The following is a 17,418-nucleotide window of genomic DNA, read 5'->3' as shown; positions in this document are numbered from 1 at the left end:
ATTTATATTTTCATATTCTGTATTGATATTTACTATGACAAAAAAAATACTATTACCTACGTCCACCGCTGGCAGCCTACCTAAGCCTTCTTGGCTGGCAGAGCCTGAAAAACTCTGGTCTCCTTGGAAATTACAGGGTGCAGAGTTAATTGAAGCCAAGCAAGATGCTTTGCGTGTGTCTTTACAAGAGCAATTACAAGCAGGCATTGATATTGTTAGTGATGGTGAGCAAACGCGTCAGCATTTTGTGACGACTTTTATTGAACACCTTGACGGGGTTGATTTTGAGAAGCGCGAAACCGTTAAAATCCGAGATCGTTATGATGCGAGTGTGCCTACTGTTGTAGGGGCAGTCAGTAGGCAAAAGCCTGTTTTTGTGGAAGATGCTAAGTTTTTACGTCAGCAAACTACAAAGCCTATTAAATGGGCACTTCCAGGTCCTATGACCATGATTGATACGCTTTATGATAATCATTATAAAAGCCGTGAAAAATTAGCGTGGGAGTTTGCTAAAATTCTGAATCAAGAGGCGCTAGAATTAGAAGCAGCGGGCGTGGATATTATCCAATTTGATGAGCCGGCATTTAATGTTTTCTTTGATGAAGTGAATGACTGGGGTATTGCTACTTTAGAAAGAGCCATTGAAGGATTGAAGTGTGAAACAGCTGTACATATTTGTTATGGTTATGGCATCAAAGCGAATACGGATTGGAAAAAAACGCTAGGCTCTGAATGGCGCCAATATGAAGAATCCTTTCCAAAATTACAGAAATCCAATATTGATATCATCTCATTAGAATGTCAAAACTCCCATGTGCCTATGGATTTAATTGAGCTTATTCGAGGTAAAAAAGTCATGGTAGGTGCCATTGATGTGGCAACCAACACCATTGAAACGCCCGAACAAGTGGCTAGCGTATTACGCAAAGCACTGCAGTTTGTAGAGGCGGATAAACTTTATCCCTCTACCAACTGCGGAATGGCACCCTTAGCTCGCGACGTGGCAAGAGGCAAGTTACATGCCTTGAGTGCAGGCGCAGAAATCGTCCGTCTAGAGCTTGAACGCTAATATCGGCATGAAATTTCTATCCTAGCCCACTGTTAAACTCATATATCTGGTAAAGCCCGCTTAAGCGGGCTTTTTTGTGGGGTTATCCCTTGGCATACAGGGCTTTTAGGTATGATATATCTATCAATACGTAAGTAAATGAAAGAACATCGCCATGCCTAAAAATCAGTTGAAAAAAATCTCGTACTCATATCTTCAAAGGCTAGGTGAGCTAAAAGAAGCACTAGATGCCCATGCCATTGTGGCAATAACGGATGCAAAAGGAATAATCATTGATTGTAATGAGCAGTTTTGTGATATATCGCAATACTCCCGCGAGGAATTAATTGGGCAAAATCATCGTCTCATTAATTCAGGTCATCATCCGCGAGAATTTTTTCAAGATCTTTGGTTTACCATTTCCTCAGGAGACGTCTGGAACGGAGAAATATGCAATCGTGCTAAAGATGGTTCGCTTTATTGGGTTCAGACCACTATTACTCCTTTTTTAGGACCGAACGGGAAGCCGAGAAAATACATTGCCGTGCGAGCTGACATCACAGAGCGTAAGCAGTTAGAGCAGCATTTATATCATTTGGCTTGGCATGATGAGTTAACTGGCTTACCAAATAGAGCGCAGCTTTATGAGTTTTTAGAAAAAACCATTCAAGAAATAGGTGTCATAAATCAATATGCGGCTCTTATATTATTAGATTTAGATAACTTTAAAGAAATCAATGACAGAATGGGGCATGCTACGGGTGATAATGTATTGCGCCAAGTGGCCAAGCAGCTCAGTTGTTTAATAATAGATCAAGACATAGCGGGTCGTTTAGGAGGTGATGAATTTGTTATTTTATTTGCAAACTTGGGTGTGGATCCTGACCGAGCAAAGCAAGAGGCAGAGAGACGGGCAGAAGAGGTGCGCAAATCACTAGATATCAGTTTTACGCTTGATGGCCTTCAAGCAAGTGTGACCGCTAGTATGGGTTTAGTATTATTTAATGAGCTTGAAAACAGTAAGTCTACTTTATTGAGTCAAGCTGATATGGCCCTGTACAAAGCCAAAGAGCTAGGGCGAAACCGAATATATGTGTTTAATTCACAACTACAAGATATTGTGGTTGAGCGTAATGCTTTATTTCAAGACTTGCAGCAGGCCTTAGCACGTAATGAATTCACTCTACGCTATCAAGCAATAGTTGATAAAAAACGTAATATTCAAGGTTTTGATGCTATGGCTTATTGGAAGCATCCCGCTAAAGGAGTTTTGTCACCTAACACCTTTCAGGAGTTAGTAGAAAGAAATAATCTAGAGATTCCAATATTTCAATGGTCACTTGAAAAGGTATGTAAGCAATTAGTGGAGTGGAGTCAAAGTAGTAGTTTGACTCATTTAACTATAGCGATTGATATGAGTACACGCCAATTACAAAATCAATCTGTTATCACCTTTATACGCCATACTCTTGAGAAAACCGGTGCAAACCCGTCCTTACTTTGTTTTAAATTGACTGAATCGGTGTATTTCTCAGATATTGAAATCAATATCTTGAGAATACAAGAGTTAAAAGCTTTAGGTGTACGCTTTTCGCTAGAAGGATCTGGCACAGAATGTTCTGCTGTTCAACATATTGAGCGTTTACCGCTTGATTTTTTACGGGTGCAAAATTTGTCAGATCGGGTGGGTGATCGTGTAGTAGCTGTAGCAATTATTGCCTTGGGTCATATTCTAGGTTTAGAAGTAATAGTGGGGGGAGTAGAAGCTGGGTGGCAGTTTGATTATTTTTCAAAGCATGGCTGCGATTGGTTTCAAGGTGATCTTTTTTCCCCACCTATTTCGGCATCTGAAATATCTAAATTACAGTTTTAGCTAAGCTAAGTTTGAAAGAGTTATCAACAAACTAATGCCGTCTACGGGTGGGCTGCTATCCCGCTGTACAGCGTGTTACTATATTTTTTCTTAGTAGAAGAAAAAAGGAATGTGGTCTAAATGCAAAAAAAATCAATTAATTTGGCATTACAAGGTGGTGGCTCACACGGTGCGTTCACTTGGGGTGTACTGGATTACTTTATGGAAGACGAGCGCATCAGCATAGGTGGCATTTCGGGTACAAGCGCCGGAGCCATGAATGCCGCCATGCTAGCACACGGATATTTAGACGGGGGTGCTGAGGGCGCTCGTGAAGCACTGAATAGGTTTTGGCGGAAGGTCGCAGAGATGGGGCGTTTTAGCCCCATTCAGCGTAGTCCATTAAGCGTACTTACAGGCAGTTGGAGTATGGGTTATTCACCGTTAAATACGATGATTGATCTATTCAGCCGTGTGGCTTCACCTTATGATATAAATCCGCTTGATATTAACCCGTTACGAGAACTGGTCGAATCCACTATTGATTTTGAAAAAGTTAGAGAGTGTAGTGCATTAAAGCTATTCATTGCGGCCACTAATGTACATTCGGGTAAGATAAAAGTATTTGAGCGCGAAGAACTAACCGCCGATATGATTTTAGCTTCAGCGTGTTTGCCTACGCTTTATAAAGCGGTTGAAATTGATGGTGTGCCTTACTGGGACGGAGGTTATGTGGGCAATCCGCCTTTGTATCCTTTATTTCATTCCACTAAATCTAAAGATGTAGTTATTGTGCAAATTAATCCAGTTGAGCGCAATGAAACACCAAAATCAGCGAAAGATATACAAAATCGCATCAATGAAATTTCCTTCAATTCTTCTTTGTTAAGAGAATTGCGAAGTATTGAGTTTGTACATAGATTATTACAAAAAAATAAATTAGATAGAGCACATTATGCCGATGTACTAGTGCATCGAATCGAGGCCACTGAGCATTTAAGTCCCTTAGCCGCTTCCAGCAAAATGAATTCAGAGTGGGAGTTTTTGGTGCATTTGCGCGACATAGGACGTGCCTCGGCTAAAGCATTTCTTGATGAGCATCATGCTAACTTAGGCGAAATATCTACTCTTGATTTACGGCATGAGTTTTCTTGATAATTTCAAATAAAAGAATTGGAGTTTTTATGAGTTATATTTTGCAAGTTGATTTTCCTTACACTGGCCCCTGGGGGGATGAAATGACTGCTGCTATGGAGGGGTTGGCGCGCTCAATCGCAAACGAACCTGGGCTTATTTGGAAAATATGGACCACTAATGAGACAGAGAAGGAGGCAGGAGGCGTTTATTTATTTGAAGATAAGGCGAGTGCCGAGGCTTATTTAACCATGCATACTGCGCGTTTAAATGATTTTGGGATTTCACCTGTAAACGGCAAGATTTTTGCTGTGCACGAGCAATTATCGAAAATTGACCGAGCCCCTATTTGATCAGTGCGGTTGATTAGATTTTTGCTATTTAGCAAAATGTGCGAAACACCTTGTCGATTAGAGCGAAGAAAAAATCAATTTTGATAGCGTGCTGTAATAGTGGAAGATAAATCACCACAAATTATGGAAGCACGCTTTCTAATATTTAAAAGACTATTAGTTAGGAGAGGCTTCTAACTTATCGAAGTAATCAATGGTGGCTTTTGTTTCTGATTGAGATTGTGGATAGGCAATAATTACCCATTTACCGTTTGCAACCGCAGTCTTTACGGGAGCAATTACAGCATTACGGCCGGGAGTATAAGCAATTAATACACCTATAATTACGCCAATTAAAAGAAATACACACACCACGCCCATGAAAGAAATCACGGGTTCATGTACAAACATGAGTGAACCGGCGTTGTACATAATGCCCCAAAAAGCAACACCGAGTATAAGACTGACAATTATAGATATAAAATGCACGGAGAAGCCTAAAGTACCCATAGCAGTGAGCTCATCTTTGAGTTTAGCGTCTACATCAGGGTCATCAGGTGTAATAAAAGCTATTTTTGACTCATCGCCCGAATATAAATTCGATAAGTGCTGTTTTGCTTGTTCAGCAGCTTGTTGAGTGGTAAAAATACCCATTGTTTTGCGCTTGGAGCGCAATTTTTTAGTTTTATCCATTTCTCCCTCATTAATAGTTAAAATTTATACCTAATTTTTAGTAATTTATTTTAGCATGTAAAAAGATAATTGAGGACGGCAAAGTTTACTGATTGATATTTCTAAAATTCCTTATGACCAAAGCCATATTATTACTCGTAGCCATATGGACTCTAGTTACTGCAGTACGCGAATTGAATTGGGCAGAGTTTCTAAAAGATAGCACTCGTAAGCAGCTCAGTGTGATTTCGGTCTGTATTATAACTGCCATCTGGGCCTTACAAACCGGTATTAGACCCGGTTTAGAAGTGCATTTTTTAGGTTTGACTGCGCTGACTTTAATGCTTGGTTGGCGGCTTAGTATTCTTATTGCGAGTGTGGCTACTTTTCTCGTTACGGCAGTGGGCATTAGTAGTTGGGCTAGCCTAGCAGAAAACGTATTCTTTGGAGCTGTTTGGCCGGTATCATTAAGTTATTTTGTTTTCTTGCTTACGTATAGCTATATGCCTAGACATTTATTTGTTTATATATTTATAGCGGGATTTTTTAATGGAGTTTTAACGCTTACCACTAAAATGTTGATGGTGGGGGGGTATTTAGCGTTAACGGGTGTTTATAGCTGGGATGCCGTTAAGGCGGACTACCTGCTCATCATCCCATTAGTCGCCTTACCTGAGGGGTTAATGAATGGGGTCAGTATTGCGGCATTGGTGGTGTACCGGCCAGAGTGGGTTTGCACTTTCCGTGATAGGGATTACCTTTTTAAAAAATAAAGGCTTTCTGACCTAACCGCTAGACTTACCAATACCCCAGCACCTTCCACCAAAGCCCACCAACTACTACCCAAATCGTTAAGTTCACTACACTCATTATAAAACCTGCTTTCCACCATTCCGTTAGGCTTACGTAGCCAGAATTAAAAATAACGGGGGAGGTGCCGGTGGCATAATGAGTAAGCGTCATCATAATGGATGAGGCCGCTGCCATCATAAGTACAAAAGGCATGGGTGGGGCACCAAGGCTTAAACCCACTATCAAAAAAGCACCCATCATAGCGGTAATGTGTGCTGTAGTGCTGGCAAAGAAGTAGTGCGAATACAAAAACACAGCGACTAATAAAGCTGTGCCTGCGGGCCAGCCCATGCCGGCATTAGCAATGATGTTTTGCATGCTCTGTGAAAACCAGGCAATGACACCTAAATGATTAAGCTGACTTGCCATCATAACCAGAGCACCAAACCAGACTAGGGTATCCCAAGCATTACGTTCTTTAAGGACGTCTTCCCATTTTAATACACCGGAAAGTATTAAAATGGATAGGCCTATAAAAGCGGTAGTGGTGGCGTTAAGTGTTAGAAAACTACCAAAAATTAGAGCTGGAATATCAGCCCAAAGTAAAAGTAAAAGCCCAAATACGCCTAGCATGATCTTTTCATCTTTATGTATGGGCCCTAAATCGGCTAGTTGTTTCTTGGCAAAGGCAGAAGCATCCGGCGTAGTTTTGATTTTAGGGGGGTATATCCAATATAAAACTAAGGGCATCACGGCTATAGCTAATAAGCCGGGTAAAAGCATGGCCACCATCCACGTCGTCCAGCTGAGCTGGATTTGCATATCCGTGGCTTCGGCAATAAGTTTTACAGTCAGTGGATTCGGTGCGGTGGCCGTAATAAACATGGCAGAGGTGATGGGGTTGCTGTGGTAATTCACCAAAGCTAAATACTTACCGATTAAATCACTACTGTTTTTTTCTGGGCTGCTATCAAAACTATTGGCAATGGATTGCATAATTGGGTGGATGATTGCCCCACCACGTGCGGTATTGCTAGGGGTAACTGGAGCAATAACTAATTCAGAAATGGCTAAGCCATAAGCAATACCCAAGGTTTTTTTGCCAAAAAGAGAAATAAAATAATAACCAATACGAGCGCCTAAGCCTGTGTTAATTAAACCACGTGAAATCATCACGGCAATGGCAATTAGCCAAATAAGCGGGTTAGAGAAACTACTTAAAGCGTTATCTATGGATTGCCCTGGATTTTCAGCCGTCACACCACTGGCAGCTACTAAAGCAATAGCCACAATAGAAATGGCACCTATAGACATGGCTTTACCAATAATGGCAGCGATGGTGCCTATAAAAATGGCCAGCATGAGCCAGCCCTCATTCGTGACTGCCACAGGTTGCGGTAACAGCCAAACAAGCACACCAATGGCAATAGCAGCTAGAGCCGGTTTAAGGTTTAAGTCGGACTTTTTTTCTGGAGTGGGTGGCGTAGGCATAAAAACTCCTTGGTGAATAACCGTTAACTCTAATGGTAGCAGTTATTGTCAGATTTTAGCGGCTGCCGCGCTCAGTTCAGGGCCATATTTTAGCCAAATTTCTTGTTGTATTTGCTGTGCGAGCAGCTCTTGTTGAGAGGCAGGTACAAAAAAACGAATTTCTACCCAATGTTGTTTTACGTCTTCAGATTCCCAAAATATTTCCACTTTATTTGAAGGTGCATCTAAAAGTGCTTTAGATCCTAAGCGTTGGAAGTGTTTTAATGCCTCGGTAGCCCATGGATCACAGAGTTTTGTGGCTATTTCCAGAGCGACTTGGTTAAAAGTGGTTCTATCTGTACTATAAGGCACAGCTAGACGTACTGAGCCCACTACAAAACGTCCTAATCCGACATGGTTTGTGACCACTGCGGTTAGTAAAATACTATTTGGCAGCACAATGGTTTTGCCTGTGATTTGTTGTGAGCCATTGGTTTCAGACAGGGTGAGATTTAACAAGCCTACATCCACTACTAAGCCTTGGCTACCATTCACTTCAATTAGGTCACCCACATTAAAAGGGCGTGACATCACAAATAAAATATAGCCTGTAATGCACATGATCAGTTCTTTTGTGGAAAGCACCAAAGCAACCGCAAAGGCAGATAATGAAATGGCAACACCGGCAATTTTCGTAGCCCAAATAATCACAATCATCACTACGGCACTTAGAATGATGATGTTTTTTATAAGCACTAATTGCTGGCGGCTATGACTACGCTTTTTTTGAGCACGCGCCGGTGAGGTGTAATAACGTCTATTTAAGTGACTTAGCGTCATTGCCACTAAAACAATCATTAAAGACGATATAATACGCCCTAGTTCACCGTCTAAAAACTCACTAAAATTGGTGCCAAACAAGGTGATACCTCTGTGAAAAAAGGGAAACTTTAGTGTGCCAATATATACTAATTTCGCTGTGTGATATTATCAGAGTCTTAGCGAGTGTTGTATTCGTTTTTCTTGCAAAAAGGTTAATTGATGAGCAAAACATCCTTGGATAAAAGCAAAATCCGTATTTTATTACTTGAAGGTGTGCACCAAAATGCCATAGACACCTTCAATGCTGCTGGTTATTACAATATCGAATCTATCTCTAGCGCCTTGTCTGAGGCTGAGCTAAAAGAGAAGATTTCTGATGCACACTTTGTGGGTATACGCTCACGCACTCAGCTAACCCAAGACGTGTTTGCTGTGGCTGAAAAGCTCGTAACAGTAGGGTGTTTTTGTATAGGCACAAACCAAGTTGACTTGAATGCGGCGCGGGAGCGCGGTATTGTTGTCTTTAATGCCCCTTACTCTAATACGCGCTCCGTTGCGGAGCTAGTCTTAGCTGAAGCCATTATGTTGCTACGCGGCATTCCCGATAAAAGCACCGCAGCTCATGCTGGTAAATGGAACAAAAGTGCATCGGGCTCTTTTGAGGCACGAGGTAAAAAGCTAGGTATTATTGGCTATGGTTCTATAGGTATGCAGTTTTCCGTTTTGGCCGAAGCTTTAGGTATGCAGGTATTATATTATGATGTAATTACTAAATTGCCCATTGGTAATGCTCGTCAAGTCGATACACTTAATGAGTTATTAGCTGAAAGTGATGTGGTGTCTTTACATGTGCCTCAGCTACCTTCTACGCATATGATGATCTCTGAAGCACAGATTCGCACCATGAAAAAGGGTGCCATTTTACTTAATGCAGCTCGTGGTACGGTAGTTGATATAGAAGCCTTAGCCGCTGCTATTCAAGATAAGCACCTTGCAGGTGCTGCCATAGATGTGTTCCCCGTAGAGCCGCGCTCTAATGATGATGAATTTATCAGCCCCTTACGTGGTTTTGATAATGTGATTCTAACTCCCCATATTGGTGGTTCAACTCAAGAAGCACAGGCTAATATTGGTATTGAAGTTGCCCAAAAGCTAGTTAAATATAGTGATAATGGTACGTCTGTGTCATCGGTAAACTTCCCTGAGTTAGCTTTGCCTTCGCATCCAGGTAAACATCGCATCTTACATGTGCACCAAAATCAGCCGGGTATGTTAGGGGCTATTAATAAGGTGTTTGCTGATAATGATATCAACGTCACTGGGCAATTTTTACAAACGGATGAAGCCGTTGGTTATGTAGTGATCGATGTAGACCAGGCGGATTCTCAGCTCGCTTATCAGGCGTTGAAAGAGATTCCTGGCACCATGCGTTGCCGTGTTTTATTTAGCTAAATAAAAAGGCGCTGCATTGGATATAGTTACTGAGGCTGCACATTGCATTTGGTTACAGCAAAAGGCGAGCGTCTCAGACTTGCAATTGCATTTAAATATAAGTACTAAAAATGCGGAGCGTTTATTGCAACGCTTGGCAGAGTTTGGTGTAGTTACCATTGATCCTGATCGTCCAGGGCATTGGCTAGCTACCCCCATGCCCGCGCATTTTTTTCAAAAAAAAGGGCGTAGTTTATATAGGCGTTTAACTATTTATTTGCGCCCTAAAGAGGGCTCAGAGGTAGTAGGAGTGCTTGAGGCCCAACGTGAGTTTTTAACGCATCAACAGCAAAGTGATGATTGGTGGTTAGTTTGTGATCATCAAGGGCGCATTGGTTATATCAATGTAGACGCTTTACGTTTTATACACGTAGATTAGTGTTTTTTTTATTCCTAAATATTAAACTATGTTAAAAAAAATGATTGCGCATTTTTCTTAACGTTCTTTATACTTTATTCTTTACTTTCTGTTCTTTACCCATTATTCATTTCTTTTTATACATCAATACAACGCTTTAAAGCGCTTTGATTAGGTTAAATTATCGTGCCAGAAAATGCATCCACTCGTATCGAGGAAGACCTATTAGGTTCTCTAGAAGTTCCCTCTCATGCCTATTACGGTGTGCAAACCTTACGTGCTGTACAGAATTTCAGCCTATCAGGGGTACCGCTTTCTCATTTCCCTAACTTTGTGATTGCGCTCGCAATGGTAAAACATGCAGCCGCAGACGCCAATCATCAATTAGGTTATCTCACCACTTGTAAACATAAAGCTATTACTCATGCCTGTCAGCGTATTATGAATCGTGAGTTTCATGATCAGTTTGTGGTAGACATGATCCAAGGCGGAGCCGGTACATCTACTAATATGAATGCCAATGAGGTGATTACAAATATTGCCTTAGAGTATTTAAACTGTGAGAAAGGGGACTATAATCAAATAGACCCAAACAACGATGTCAATATGGCGCAGTCCACGAATGATTCTTATCCTACCGCTATACGCTTAGGGTTGTTACTGGGTCATGATCGTTTGCTTCAGAGTATTGAAAAATTAATAGCTTCGTTTAAAGAGAAAGCCACAGAGTTTGAACATATACTTAAAATGGGACGCACGCAGTTACAAGACGCTGTGCCCATGACGCTGGGTCAAGAGTTTCAAGCCTTTGCCACGACCTTAGAAGAAGATTTATGTCGTCTACGCACCATAGTGCCTGAGTTGCTCTGTGAAATGAACTTAGGTGGTACAGCCATTGGCACCGGTATTAATGCTGATCCCAGTTATCAGAGATTAGCGATTGAGCGCTTAGCGGCTATTAGTGGTCATGAGGTTAAATCGGCCGCGGACTTAATTGAAGCTACCTCCGATATGGGGGATTTTGTGTTGTTTTCGGGCATGTTGAAGCGTACGGCAGTCAAACTATCAAAGATATGTAATGACTTACGTCTACTCTCTAGCGGGCCCCGTACTGGAATCAATGAAATTAATTTGCCTCCACGTCAGCCAGGTAGTTCAATTATGCCAGGTAAGGTGAATCCGGTGATTCCAGAGGCCGTTAATCAAGTGGCTTTTGAGATTATTGGTAATGATCTCACCTTAACCATGGCGGCTGAAGCCGGGCAGTTACAGCTTAATGTCATGGAGCCCATCATTGCTTATAAAATGTTTGACTCTATCCGTTTACTCTATCGTTCCATGGATATGTTGCGTGAGCTTTGTATAGACGACATTACCGCTAATGAAGAGCATTGCTTACATTTAGTTGAGCATTCTATAGGTTTGGTCACCGCTTTAAATCCCTATATTGGCTATAAAAACTCCACGCGGATTGCAAAAAAAGCCTTAGAAACAGGTAGAGGTATTTTAGAACTAGTGCGGGAAGAAGAGCTACTAGATGAAGAAGTCCTTAACGACATCCTCAAGCCACAGCATATGATTGCACCCCGTTTGATTCCTAGTAAGCATTAGAGTGATTGGATGACGATAAAGCGTGTTTCTAAGATACTCGATGGTAAATTGGATACTAGCAACACGCCAAGTAGCCCTTACAAATCTACGCTTACTATACAGTAGGGAATAATTATGCAGTTATCTGATGCTATTTATAATGAATTAAGCGGTTTAGCCGATCAAGGTAATATTGCTATAGATCAAGGCCACTTTAATGAGGCTATTTTACTTTGGGAAGAAGCATTGCAGTTATTGCCTGAACCTATAGTGCAGTGGCAGGCTGCTTTTTGGCTTTATGCTTCCATTGCAGAAGGCTATTATCAATTAGAGGATTTCGAGCAAGCTATAGCGACTTTAACGCAAGCCATGGAATGTCCCGAGGCCAAAGAAAACCCGTACCCTTACTATATGTTGGGTAAGTGTTATTGGCGTCTTAACCATGAGCGGGCGGCAGAATATCTGCTTAAAGCTTATGATTTAGACGGTGAGGGGATTTTTGCAGCTGACACCGTCGATGGTGACAGCTGCTTACAGCACTTATATGATCGAGGATTGTTATAAGGTGGCTTTGTTATATTTTTGCAGTAGGTTGAGGACTAATGGCGTGGTGTCCTGACAGCGCTGCACTAAGACTATACAAAGGCTGAAAAGACTCAGCCGTAGCCATAGGCCATACGGTACGAAATACCGTTTGTTTAAACTCTCCACGCAGTAATTCACCTTCTTCTAAGTCTGGAAATAGAGCTGATAATACTCGCACCTCACCATTAGCAATGCGGCGTGCAATATGGTGAGGGCGTAAGTTAGACGGATGCTCCAGACCTGCTGCGCTCAGTAGCTCACCTAAAGCCTTTAGGGTGTTGTTATGAAAACTTGCTACCCGTAATGATTTATCTGATACCACCAAGGCTTTTTGGCGTAATACACTTTGGGTGGTCACGCCCGTGGGGCATTTGCCTGTATGGCATGCCAAGGCTTGGATACAGCCAATAGCAAACATGAAGCCGCGGGCACTATTACACCAGTCGGCCCCTAGCGCCATGATTCTTGCCATATCAAAGGCACTAATAATTTTACCTGAAGCACCGATTTTAACTTTACCGCGCAAGCCAATACCCACTAAGGTGTTATGTACTAAACGCAAAGCTTCTACCAGCGGAACCCCTACGTGGTCCATAAACTCAACAGGGGCGGCACCTGTCCCCCCTTCTGCGCCATCAACCACAATAAAATCAGGTGCGATGTTAGTTTTTAGCATGGCTTTAGCAATCGCAAACCATTCCCAAGGGTGACCAATAGTTAGTTTAAAACCCACAGGTTTACCACCAGAGAGCTCACGCAGTTGGGCCACAAATTCCATCAATTCTATAGGAGTGCTAAAGGCACTATGCTGGGCAGGTGACATGCAATCTTGACCTACCGGAACCTCACGTGCTGCGGCAATTTCAGCAGTGACTTTAGCGGCGGGTAAAATCCCTCCTTGGCCAGGTTTGGCACCTTGAGAGAGCTTGATCTCAATCATTTTAATTTGCTCTTGTTGAGCGCGTTTAGCAAAGCGTTCGGCGGAAAAGCTGCCGTCTTCATTTCTACAGCCAAAATAACCAGAGCCGATATTCCAAATCAAATCGCCACCGTATTTTGTATGATAACGACTTACACCACCCTCACCGGTATCGTGCGCAAAATCGCCTAAAATAGCTCCACGGTTAAGGGCCATAACGGCATTAGCCGATAGGGCGCCAAAACTCATAGCTGAAATATTAAATACAGAAAGCGAGTAGGGTTGTGTGCAATCTGGCCCCCCTACAGTTATACGAAAATTTGTGTTTTTAATGTTTGTAGGTGCCATAGAATGGTTAATCCATTCGTAACCACTGCTATATGTATCTATTTGAGTGCCAAAAGGTTGTTTATCTTGTTGTTGTTTAGCGCGTTGATAGACTAAGGAACGACTGGCACGAGAAAAAGGTAGCTGTTGATCATCGCTCTCCATGAAATATTGACGTATTTCTGGGCGTATAAACTCAAAAAGAAAGCGTAGATTACCTATGACGGGATAATTACGTCGTATGGCATGTTTAGTTTGGCTTAAATCTATTACTCCTAATAAGCTGAGAGCAATGAAAGGCAGAGCTAGCACCCACCAGGCAACACCACTTATTAATGCCAGTAGACTAAAAACAATCGCGCCAATAATCACAATATAAAATGTGGTATAGCGCGTTAGCAAACGATACATACATCAGCTCCAGTTGGATCAAGAAAATGGCTTACTATATATTCACACATATCATAAGCTATTGTGCATGGTAGTTACATGCATTAGTGGCGTAAATTTTAAAGATTAACTATTAAGCAAATGCCAATACAAACTATTCATGACGTTAATTTCGCTGTTCTTTATATAAATCATAAACAGTTAGCAGCCCGACCACCTTCTAAAGCTGAGCGCTGGGATCAAAAAGCGCAAGAAATGGAAGTGGGTCAATTAGAAAGCCCTTACACTAAGGCTTTATTGACTGCTATGCAAATAACAGCCGAAGACACTTTATTAGATATAGGTTGTGGGGTGGGGAATATTGCAGTGCTTGCTGCTCCTTTAGTAAAAAAAGTCTACGCTATAGATTACAGTCAGGGCATGCTTAATAAATTATCTGTAAATATGCAGCATTATAATACACATAATATAAAATTATTATGTAAAAGCTGGGCAGATAATTGGCAAAATATTCCACTATGTGACGTAGTGGTAGCCTCTCGTTCTACCTTGGTGGAAGATATGGAGGCTGCTTTATTAAAAATGCACGCCCATGCTAAGCGTCATGTGTATCTGACGTATCCAGCAAAAATTACCTTTGGCGCCAATCCGAATGTAGATACCCAGAAAAACCCAGAGCTAGCCACGCCTAGTTATATTTATATTCTAAATATACTGCATCAGCATCGCATACACGCCCAGTTACGTTTTATAGATGAAAATTGGGTGTTGATTGATTGGGCTATACAGAAAAAATAGCGTAGAGTAGCTCTTAATTTATTTTAATAACATCACAGGTTTTTCATGAAACTCACGCGTCGGCCAGAATGGTTAATTTTAGGCATTCTTCTTATTGCTGCTAACTTACGGGCCCCCATTACTGGGCTGCCTACTTTAATTAGCGCTATACAGATAGATTTGGGCTTGTCCTCCACGGTGGCAGGCTTGCTCACTACCACGCCGTTATTAGTGTTTGCGATAATTTCTTTGTTGAGTCCACGAATAGCAACGCGGTTTGGATTAGAGAGCAGTTTATTTTATGCCCTCTGGTTAATGTTGATAGGTGTAGTGATTCGTTCATTGCCCAGCATAGAAGCTTTGTTTTTGGGTAATAATATTGTAGCCATAGGTATTTCTATGGCTAATGTGCTGTTACCTAGTCTCATTAAGCGTGATTTTCCATATAGAGTGGCTTTTATTACCGGTTTATATGCATTAACAATGGGTTTTATGGCCGCCTTTGTTTCTGCTTTTGCTGTACCTATTGCTAATCTACAAGGTTCAAACTGGCGTTATTCTTTATTAATGATTGGCGTTATGGTGTTTGTGGCCTTAGTGGTTTGGTGGCCGCAGTGGTTACAAGCAAGAGCAAAAACAAGAGAGACCACAGAAAAAACCAGTACTATGCAAAGAGTTTCATTATGGCGTAAGTCTTTAGCCTGGCAGGTCTCCTTGTTTTTTGGATTAAACTCCTTGCTGTATTACATAGTTATTAGTTGGTTACCAGCCATACTTGAGGAGGCGGGTTTTAGTGCAGTGTATGCAGGCAGAGCCCATGGAATGACACAGCTAGCAACTGCTTTTTCAGGGTTGATTATCATACCTTTAGTAGCACGTTTTAAAGATCAGCGCCCTGTAGTGTTGATCATGATTATACCGGTGTTTATAGGTTTACTTGGATTGCTATTTTATCCAGGGCAGGCCATGGTCTGGAGTGCTTTTTTAGGCTTGGGTTGTGGCGGAGTTTTTGTCTTGGGCTTGTCCTTTATTGGCATGCGAGTTAGTACATCGAAAATGGCGGCTAGTCTCTCAGGAATGGCGCAGTTTGTGGGTTACACCTTGGCAGCCACGGGGCCTAGCATAACCGGAGGTTTACATGATTCCAGTGGGAGCTGGAATTCAACCTTGTTATTGTGTATGTTAATAGCAACCGTTATTTTACTGCTTGGTATGTTTGCCGGGCGTGATGTTCGTATAGAAAATCCGCCTTCTACAGCATCCATTCAATAGGAAGCTTAGACATAAAAATCACCCACCATCGGCTAAATAAACTGGTGCCAGGCTCAGTAGTATGAGATTTGACTGAGCCATCTTCCTCGCGCTCTAGCCACACTTCTTTTTTGTTTTTGTCTAAAATTACTTGGTAGCTAGAGTAGGGGACTTGATAGTCAAAAATACCAGATATTTCTTTGGCTAAGCTGGGGCTATGTATAACAAAACCTAATTCTGTGTTGAGATTGGCTGAGCGTGGATCAAAATTAAATGAGCCTATAAAAACACGCTCACCATCTATAGCAAAGGTTTTGGCATGCAAACTAGAGCCCGAACTACCAAAAGGTGTTTTACCACTGCGTTTTAAATTACCGGAAGACTGTGCTTTAAGCTCGTAGACCTCCATCCCCGCTTTGATGAGATCTTTACGACGTTTCATGTAACCAGCGTGTACAGCCGCCACATCCGTAGCCTCATATGAGTTAGTTAAGAGTCGCACTTTCATATTGGGCTTTTTGAGCAGCTCTTGGAAGCTTTTAACGCCAGTTTTTGTTGGTACAAAATAAGGCGAAACCAGATCAACCTGAGTTTTTGGTGAGCCTATGGCTCGATTAAGCTGATGGGTAAGCATCTGCTCTTTAGTGGCTTGACCCTTTATCTTAGAAGGGTCATCGCTTACCATCTCGGTTTTTACCCATTCTACGGCTAGGCTTTGATTTAATAACTCTTGAATAATATCGGTTTGTGCAAGGATTTTTAAGTAATCTTTGGTGCGTTCTGGGTTTTTTTCAAGCGTAGCCGTTAAATTTAAATCATTAAGCTCATCGTTTGCATGTAGGTTAACAATTTGATCTATGGGGTAAGCCACCGGACTAGCCCAGTATTTGTCAAAATCTTCGGAGACGGATTGCACTACTGGCCCAAAAGCTAGTACGTCTAAGTCAGCAAATAACACTTGTTCCGTAGCGCCAAAATATTCATCACCAATATTGCGTCCACCTACTACTGTGGCCATATTATCTACCGTAAATGACTTATTGTGCATGCGGTGATTTAAGCGGTGAAAATCAGTGAGGTAATTGAGCGCTTTAGGGCTACGCCACACAAAGGGGTTAAAGAGCCGAATTTCTATATTGGGGTGGGTGTTTAATAAAGCTAAATCTTTATCTAAGCGTTTACTAATGCCGTTGTCGTCTAAAAGTAAACGCACGCGTACCCCCCGATCAGCTGCATTTTGCAAGTTTTGTAATAGCAGCATACCCGTAGTGTCATTTCTCCAGATGTAATATTGCACATCTAAGGATTTTTCAGCAGCACGCGTGAGTAAACCGCGTACAGCAAAAGCGTCGTGAGCATCCGCTAAAGCGCTTATACCACTAAGACCAGGATGAGCATCCGCTAAGGGTTGTAAGGCTTTGCCTAGGGTGGTGTTTTGCGCCTCAGTAGCGCTAATGGCTTGGCTTTCCGAGCGATCTAAAAGAGGTTGTAAGCTGCACCCAGACACTAGCGCTACAAATGCACAAATGCCCGCCAGACGGTATTTGATAAAAGGAGGCAGTGGGGGGCGCCTATAGAACATACGTGAGCTCGGTATTATAGTAATGA

At 41.9% G+C, this 17,418-nt stretch carries 16 protein-coding genes; 11 read left to right on the top strand and 5 right to left on the bottom strand.

Annotated features, from left to right (window positions below):
- Positions 1-34: 34 nt before the first annotated feature.
- From AC2UZJ_RS00200 to AC2UZJ_RS00185, 4 genes are all read left to right on the top strand, one after another.
- Complete coding sequence (locus AC2UZJ_RS00200) at positions 35-1,069, top strand: methionine synthase (protein ID WP_486948111.1); 1,035 nt, start codon at positions 35-37, stop codon at positions 1,067-1,069.
- 154 nt (positions 1,070-1,223) lie between these two features.
- On the top strand, positions 1,224-2,921 hold the full coding sequence (locus AC2UZJ_RS00195) for a putative bifunctional diguanylate cyclase/phosphodiesterase (RefSeq protein WP_486948110.1): 1,698 nt from the start codon (positions 1,224-1,226) through the stop codon (positions 2,919-2,921).
- Positions 2,922-3,041: 120 nt separating this feature from the next.
- Positions 3,042-4,055, top strand: coding sequence for a patatin-like phospholipase family protein (locus AC2UZJ_RS00190; protein ID WP_486948109.1), 1,014 nt, complete (start codon positions 3,042-3,044; stop codon positions 4,053-4,055).
- Positions 4,056-4,084: 29 nt separating this feature from the next.
- Positions 4,085-4,387, top strand: a complete 303-nt coding sequence (locus AC2UZJ_RS00185; protein ID WP_486948108.1) for a monooxygenase — start codon at positions 4,085-4,087, stop codon at positions 4,385-4,387.
- Between the two features lie 156 nt (positions 4,388-4,543).
- Here the strand turns inward: AC2UZJ_RS00185 and AC2UZJ_RS00180 are convergent, their stop codons facing one another.
- Positions 4,544-5,059 carry a hypothetical protein gene (locus AC2UZJ_RS00180; protein ID WP_486948107.1) on the bottom strand — a complete coding sequence of 172 codons (516 nt, stop codon included), beginning with the start codon at positions 5,057-5,059 and terminating at the stop codon, positions 4,544-4,546.
- 113 nt (positions 5,060-5,172) lie between these two features.
- Here AC2UZJ_RS00180 and AC2UZJ_RS00175 point away from each other — a divergent pair, with 113 nt between their 5' ends.
- Positions 5,173-5,811 carry an energy-coupling factor ABC transporter permease gene (locus AC2UZJ_RS00175; protein WP_486948106.1) on the top strand — a complete coding sequence of 213 codons (639 nt, stop codon included), beginning with the start codon at positions 5,173-5,175 and terminating at the stop codon, positions 5,809-5,811.
- Between the two features lie 25 nt (positions 5,812-5,836).
- Here AC2UZJ_RS00175 and AC2UZJ_RS00170 read toward each other — a convergent pair whose 3' ends face one another.
- Positions 5,837-7,321: a DASS family sodium-coupled anion symporter gene (locus tag AC2UZJ_RS00170; protein WP_486948105.1), complete on the bottom strand. Its 1,485-nt coding sequence runs from the start codon at positions 7,319-7,321 to the stop codon at positions 5,837-5,839.
- Positions 7,322-7,369: 48 nt separating this feature from the next.
- Entirely contained in the window at positions 7,370-8,221 is an 852-nt protein-coding gene (locus AC2UZJ_RS00165) for a mechanosensitive ion channel family protein (RefSeq protein ID WP_486948104.1), read from the bottom strand.
- A gap of 120 nt (positions 8,222-8,341) precedes the next feature.
- Here AC2UZJ_RS00165 and serA point away from each other — a divergent pair, with 120 nt between their 5' ends.
- From serA to AC2UZJ_RS00145, 4 genes are all read left to right on the top strand, one after another.
- A complete protein-coding gene (serA, locus tag AC2UZJ_RS00160; RefSeq protein ID WP_486948103.1) occupies positions 8,342-9,574 on the top strand; it encodes a phosphoglycerate dehydrogenase in 1,233 nt (410 codons plus the stop codon).
- A 16-nt stretch (positions 9,575-9,590) separates the two neighbouring features.
- Complete coding sequence (locus AC2UZJ_RS00155) at positions 9,591-9,992, top strand: SH3 domain-containing protein (RefSeq protein WP_486948102.1); 402 nt, start codon at positions 9,591-9,593, stop codon at positions 9,990-9,992.
- Between the two features lie 165 nt (positions 9,993-10,157).
- Positions 10,158-11,582, top strand: a complete 1,425-nt coding sequence (locus tag AC2UZJ_RS00150; protein WP_486948101.1) for an aspartate ammonia-lyase — start codon at positions 10,158-10,160, stop codon at positions 11,580-11,582.
- Between the two features lie 114 nt (positions 11,583-11,696).
- Positions 11,697-12,125, top strand: coding sequence for a tetratricopeptide repeat protein (locus tag AC2UZJ_RS00145; protein WP_486948100.1), 429 nt, complete (start codon positions 11,697-11,699; stop codon positions 12,123-12,125).
- 10 nt (positions 12,126-12,135) lie between these two features.
- On the opposite strand, the gene AC2UZJ_RS00140 is transcribed toward AC2UZJ_RS00145, so the two are convergent.
- Positions 12,136-13,803: an FMN-binding glutamate synthase family protein gene (locus AC2UZJ_RS00140; RefSeq protein WP_486948099.1), complete on the bottom strand. Its 1,668-nt coding sequence runs from the start codon at positions 13,801-13,803 to the stop codon at positions 12,136-12,138.
- A 120-nt stretch (positions 13,804-13,923) separates the two neighbouring features.
- On the opposite strand from AC2UZJ_RS00140, the gene AC2UZJ_RS00135 reads away from it, so the two are divergent.
- Both AC2UZJ_RS00135 and AC2UZJ_RS00130 read left to right on the top strand, forming a co-directional pair.
- Positions 13,924-14,580, top strand: coding sequence for a class I SAM-dependent methyltransferase (locus AC2UZJ_RS00135; protein WP_486948098.1), 657 nt, complete (start codon positions 13,924-13,926; stop codon positions 14,578-14,580).
- 45 nt (positions 14,581-14,625) lie between these two features.
- Positions 14,626-15,831, top strand: a complete 1,206-nt coding sequence (locus AC2UZJ_RS00130) for an MFS transporter (protein ID WP_486948097.1) — start codon at positions 14,626-14,628, stop codon at positions 15,829-15,831.
- Here AC2UZJ_RS00130 and AC2UZJ_RS00125 read toward each other — a convergent pair.
- Positions 15,812-17,392 carry a phospholipase D family protein gene (locus AC2UZJ_RS00125; protein ID WP_486948096.1) on the bottom strand — a complete coding sequence of 527 codons (1,581 nt, stop codon included), beginning with the start codon at positions 17,390-17,392 and terminating at the stop codon, positions 15,812-15,814. The two genes, AC2UZJ_RS00130 and AC2UZJ_RS00125, sit on opposite strands and share 20 nt — an antisense overlap.
- Positions 17,393-17,418: the final 26 nt, after the last annotated feature.

Source organism: Paenalcaligenes sp. DL 309 (assembly GCF_057475285.1).
Note: the sequence above shows the minus strand (reverse complement) of the source record. Positions and strands in the feature narration are given on the sequence as shown.

Bases quoted from the DNA above. Each gene is read 5' to 3' on its own strand.
- AC2UZJ_RS00200 (WP_486948111.1), top strand. From the start codon at position 35: ATGACAAAAAAAATACTATTACCTACGTCCACCGCTGGCAGCCTACCT.
- AC2UZJ_RS00195 (WP_486948110.1), top strand. From the start codon at position 1,224: ATGCCTAAAAATCAGTTGAAAAAAATCTCGTACTCATATCTTCAAAGG.
- AC2UZJ_RS00190 (WP_486948109.1), top strand. From the start codon at position 3,042: ATGCAAAAAAAATCAATTAATTTGGCATTACAAGGTGGTGGCTCACAC.
- AC2UZJ_RS00185 (WP_486948108.1), top strand. From the start codon at position 4,085: ATGAGTTATATTTTGCAAGTTGATTTTCCTTACACTGGCCCCTGGGGG.
- AC2UZJ_RS00180 (WP_486948107.1), bottom strand. From the start codon at position 5,059: ATGGATAAAACTAAAAAATTGCGCTCCAAGCGCAAAACAATGGGTATT.
- AC2UZJ_RS00175 (WP_486948106.1), top strand. From the start codon at position 5,173: ATGACCAAAGCCATATTATTACTCGTAGCCATATGGACTCTAGTTACT.
- AC2UZJ_RS00170 (WP_486948105.1), bottom strand. From the start codon at position 7,321: ATGCCTACGCCACCCACTCCAGAAAAAAAGTCCGACTTAAACCTTAAA.
- serA (WP_486948103.1), top strand. From the start codon at position 8,342: ATGAGCAAAACATCCTTGGATAAAAGCAAAATCCGTATTTTATTACTT.
- AC2UZJ_RS00145 (WP_486948100.1), top strand. From the start codon at position 11,697: ATGCAGTTATCTGATGCTATTTATAATGAATTAAGCGGTTTAGCCGAT.
- AC2UZJ_RS00140 (WP_486948099.1), bottom strand. From the start codon at position 13,803: ATGTATCGTTTGCTAACGCGCTATACCACATTTTATATTGTGATTATT.
- AC2UZJ_RS00135 (WP_486948098.1), top strand. From the start codon at position 13,924: ATGCCAATACAAACTATTCATGACGTTAATTTCGCTGTTCTTTATATA.
- AC2UZJ_RS00130 (WP_486948097.1), top strand. From the start codon at position 14,626: ATGAAACTCACGCGTCGGCCAGAATGGTTAATTTTAGGCATTCTTCTT.
- AC2UZJ_RS00125 (WP_486948096.1), bottom strand. From the start codon at position 17,392: ATGTTCTATAGGCGCCCCCCACTGCCTCCTTTTATCAAATACCGTCTG.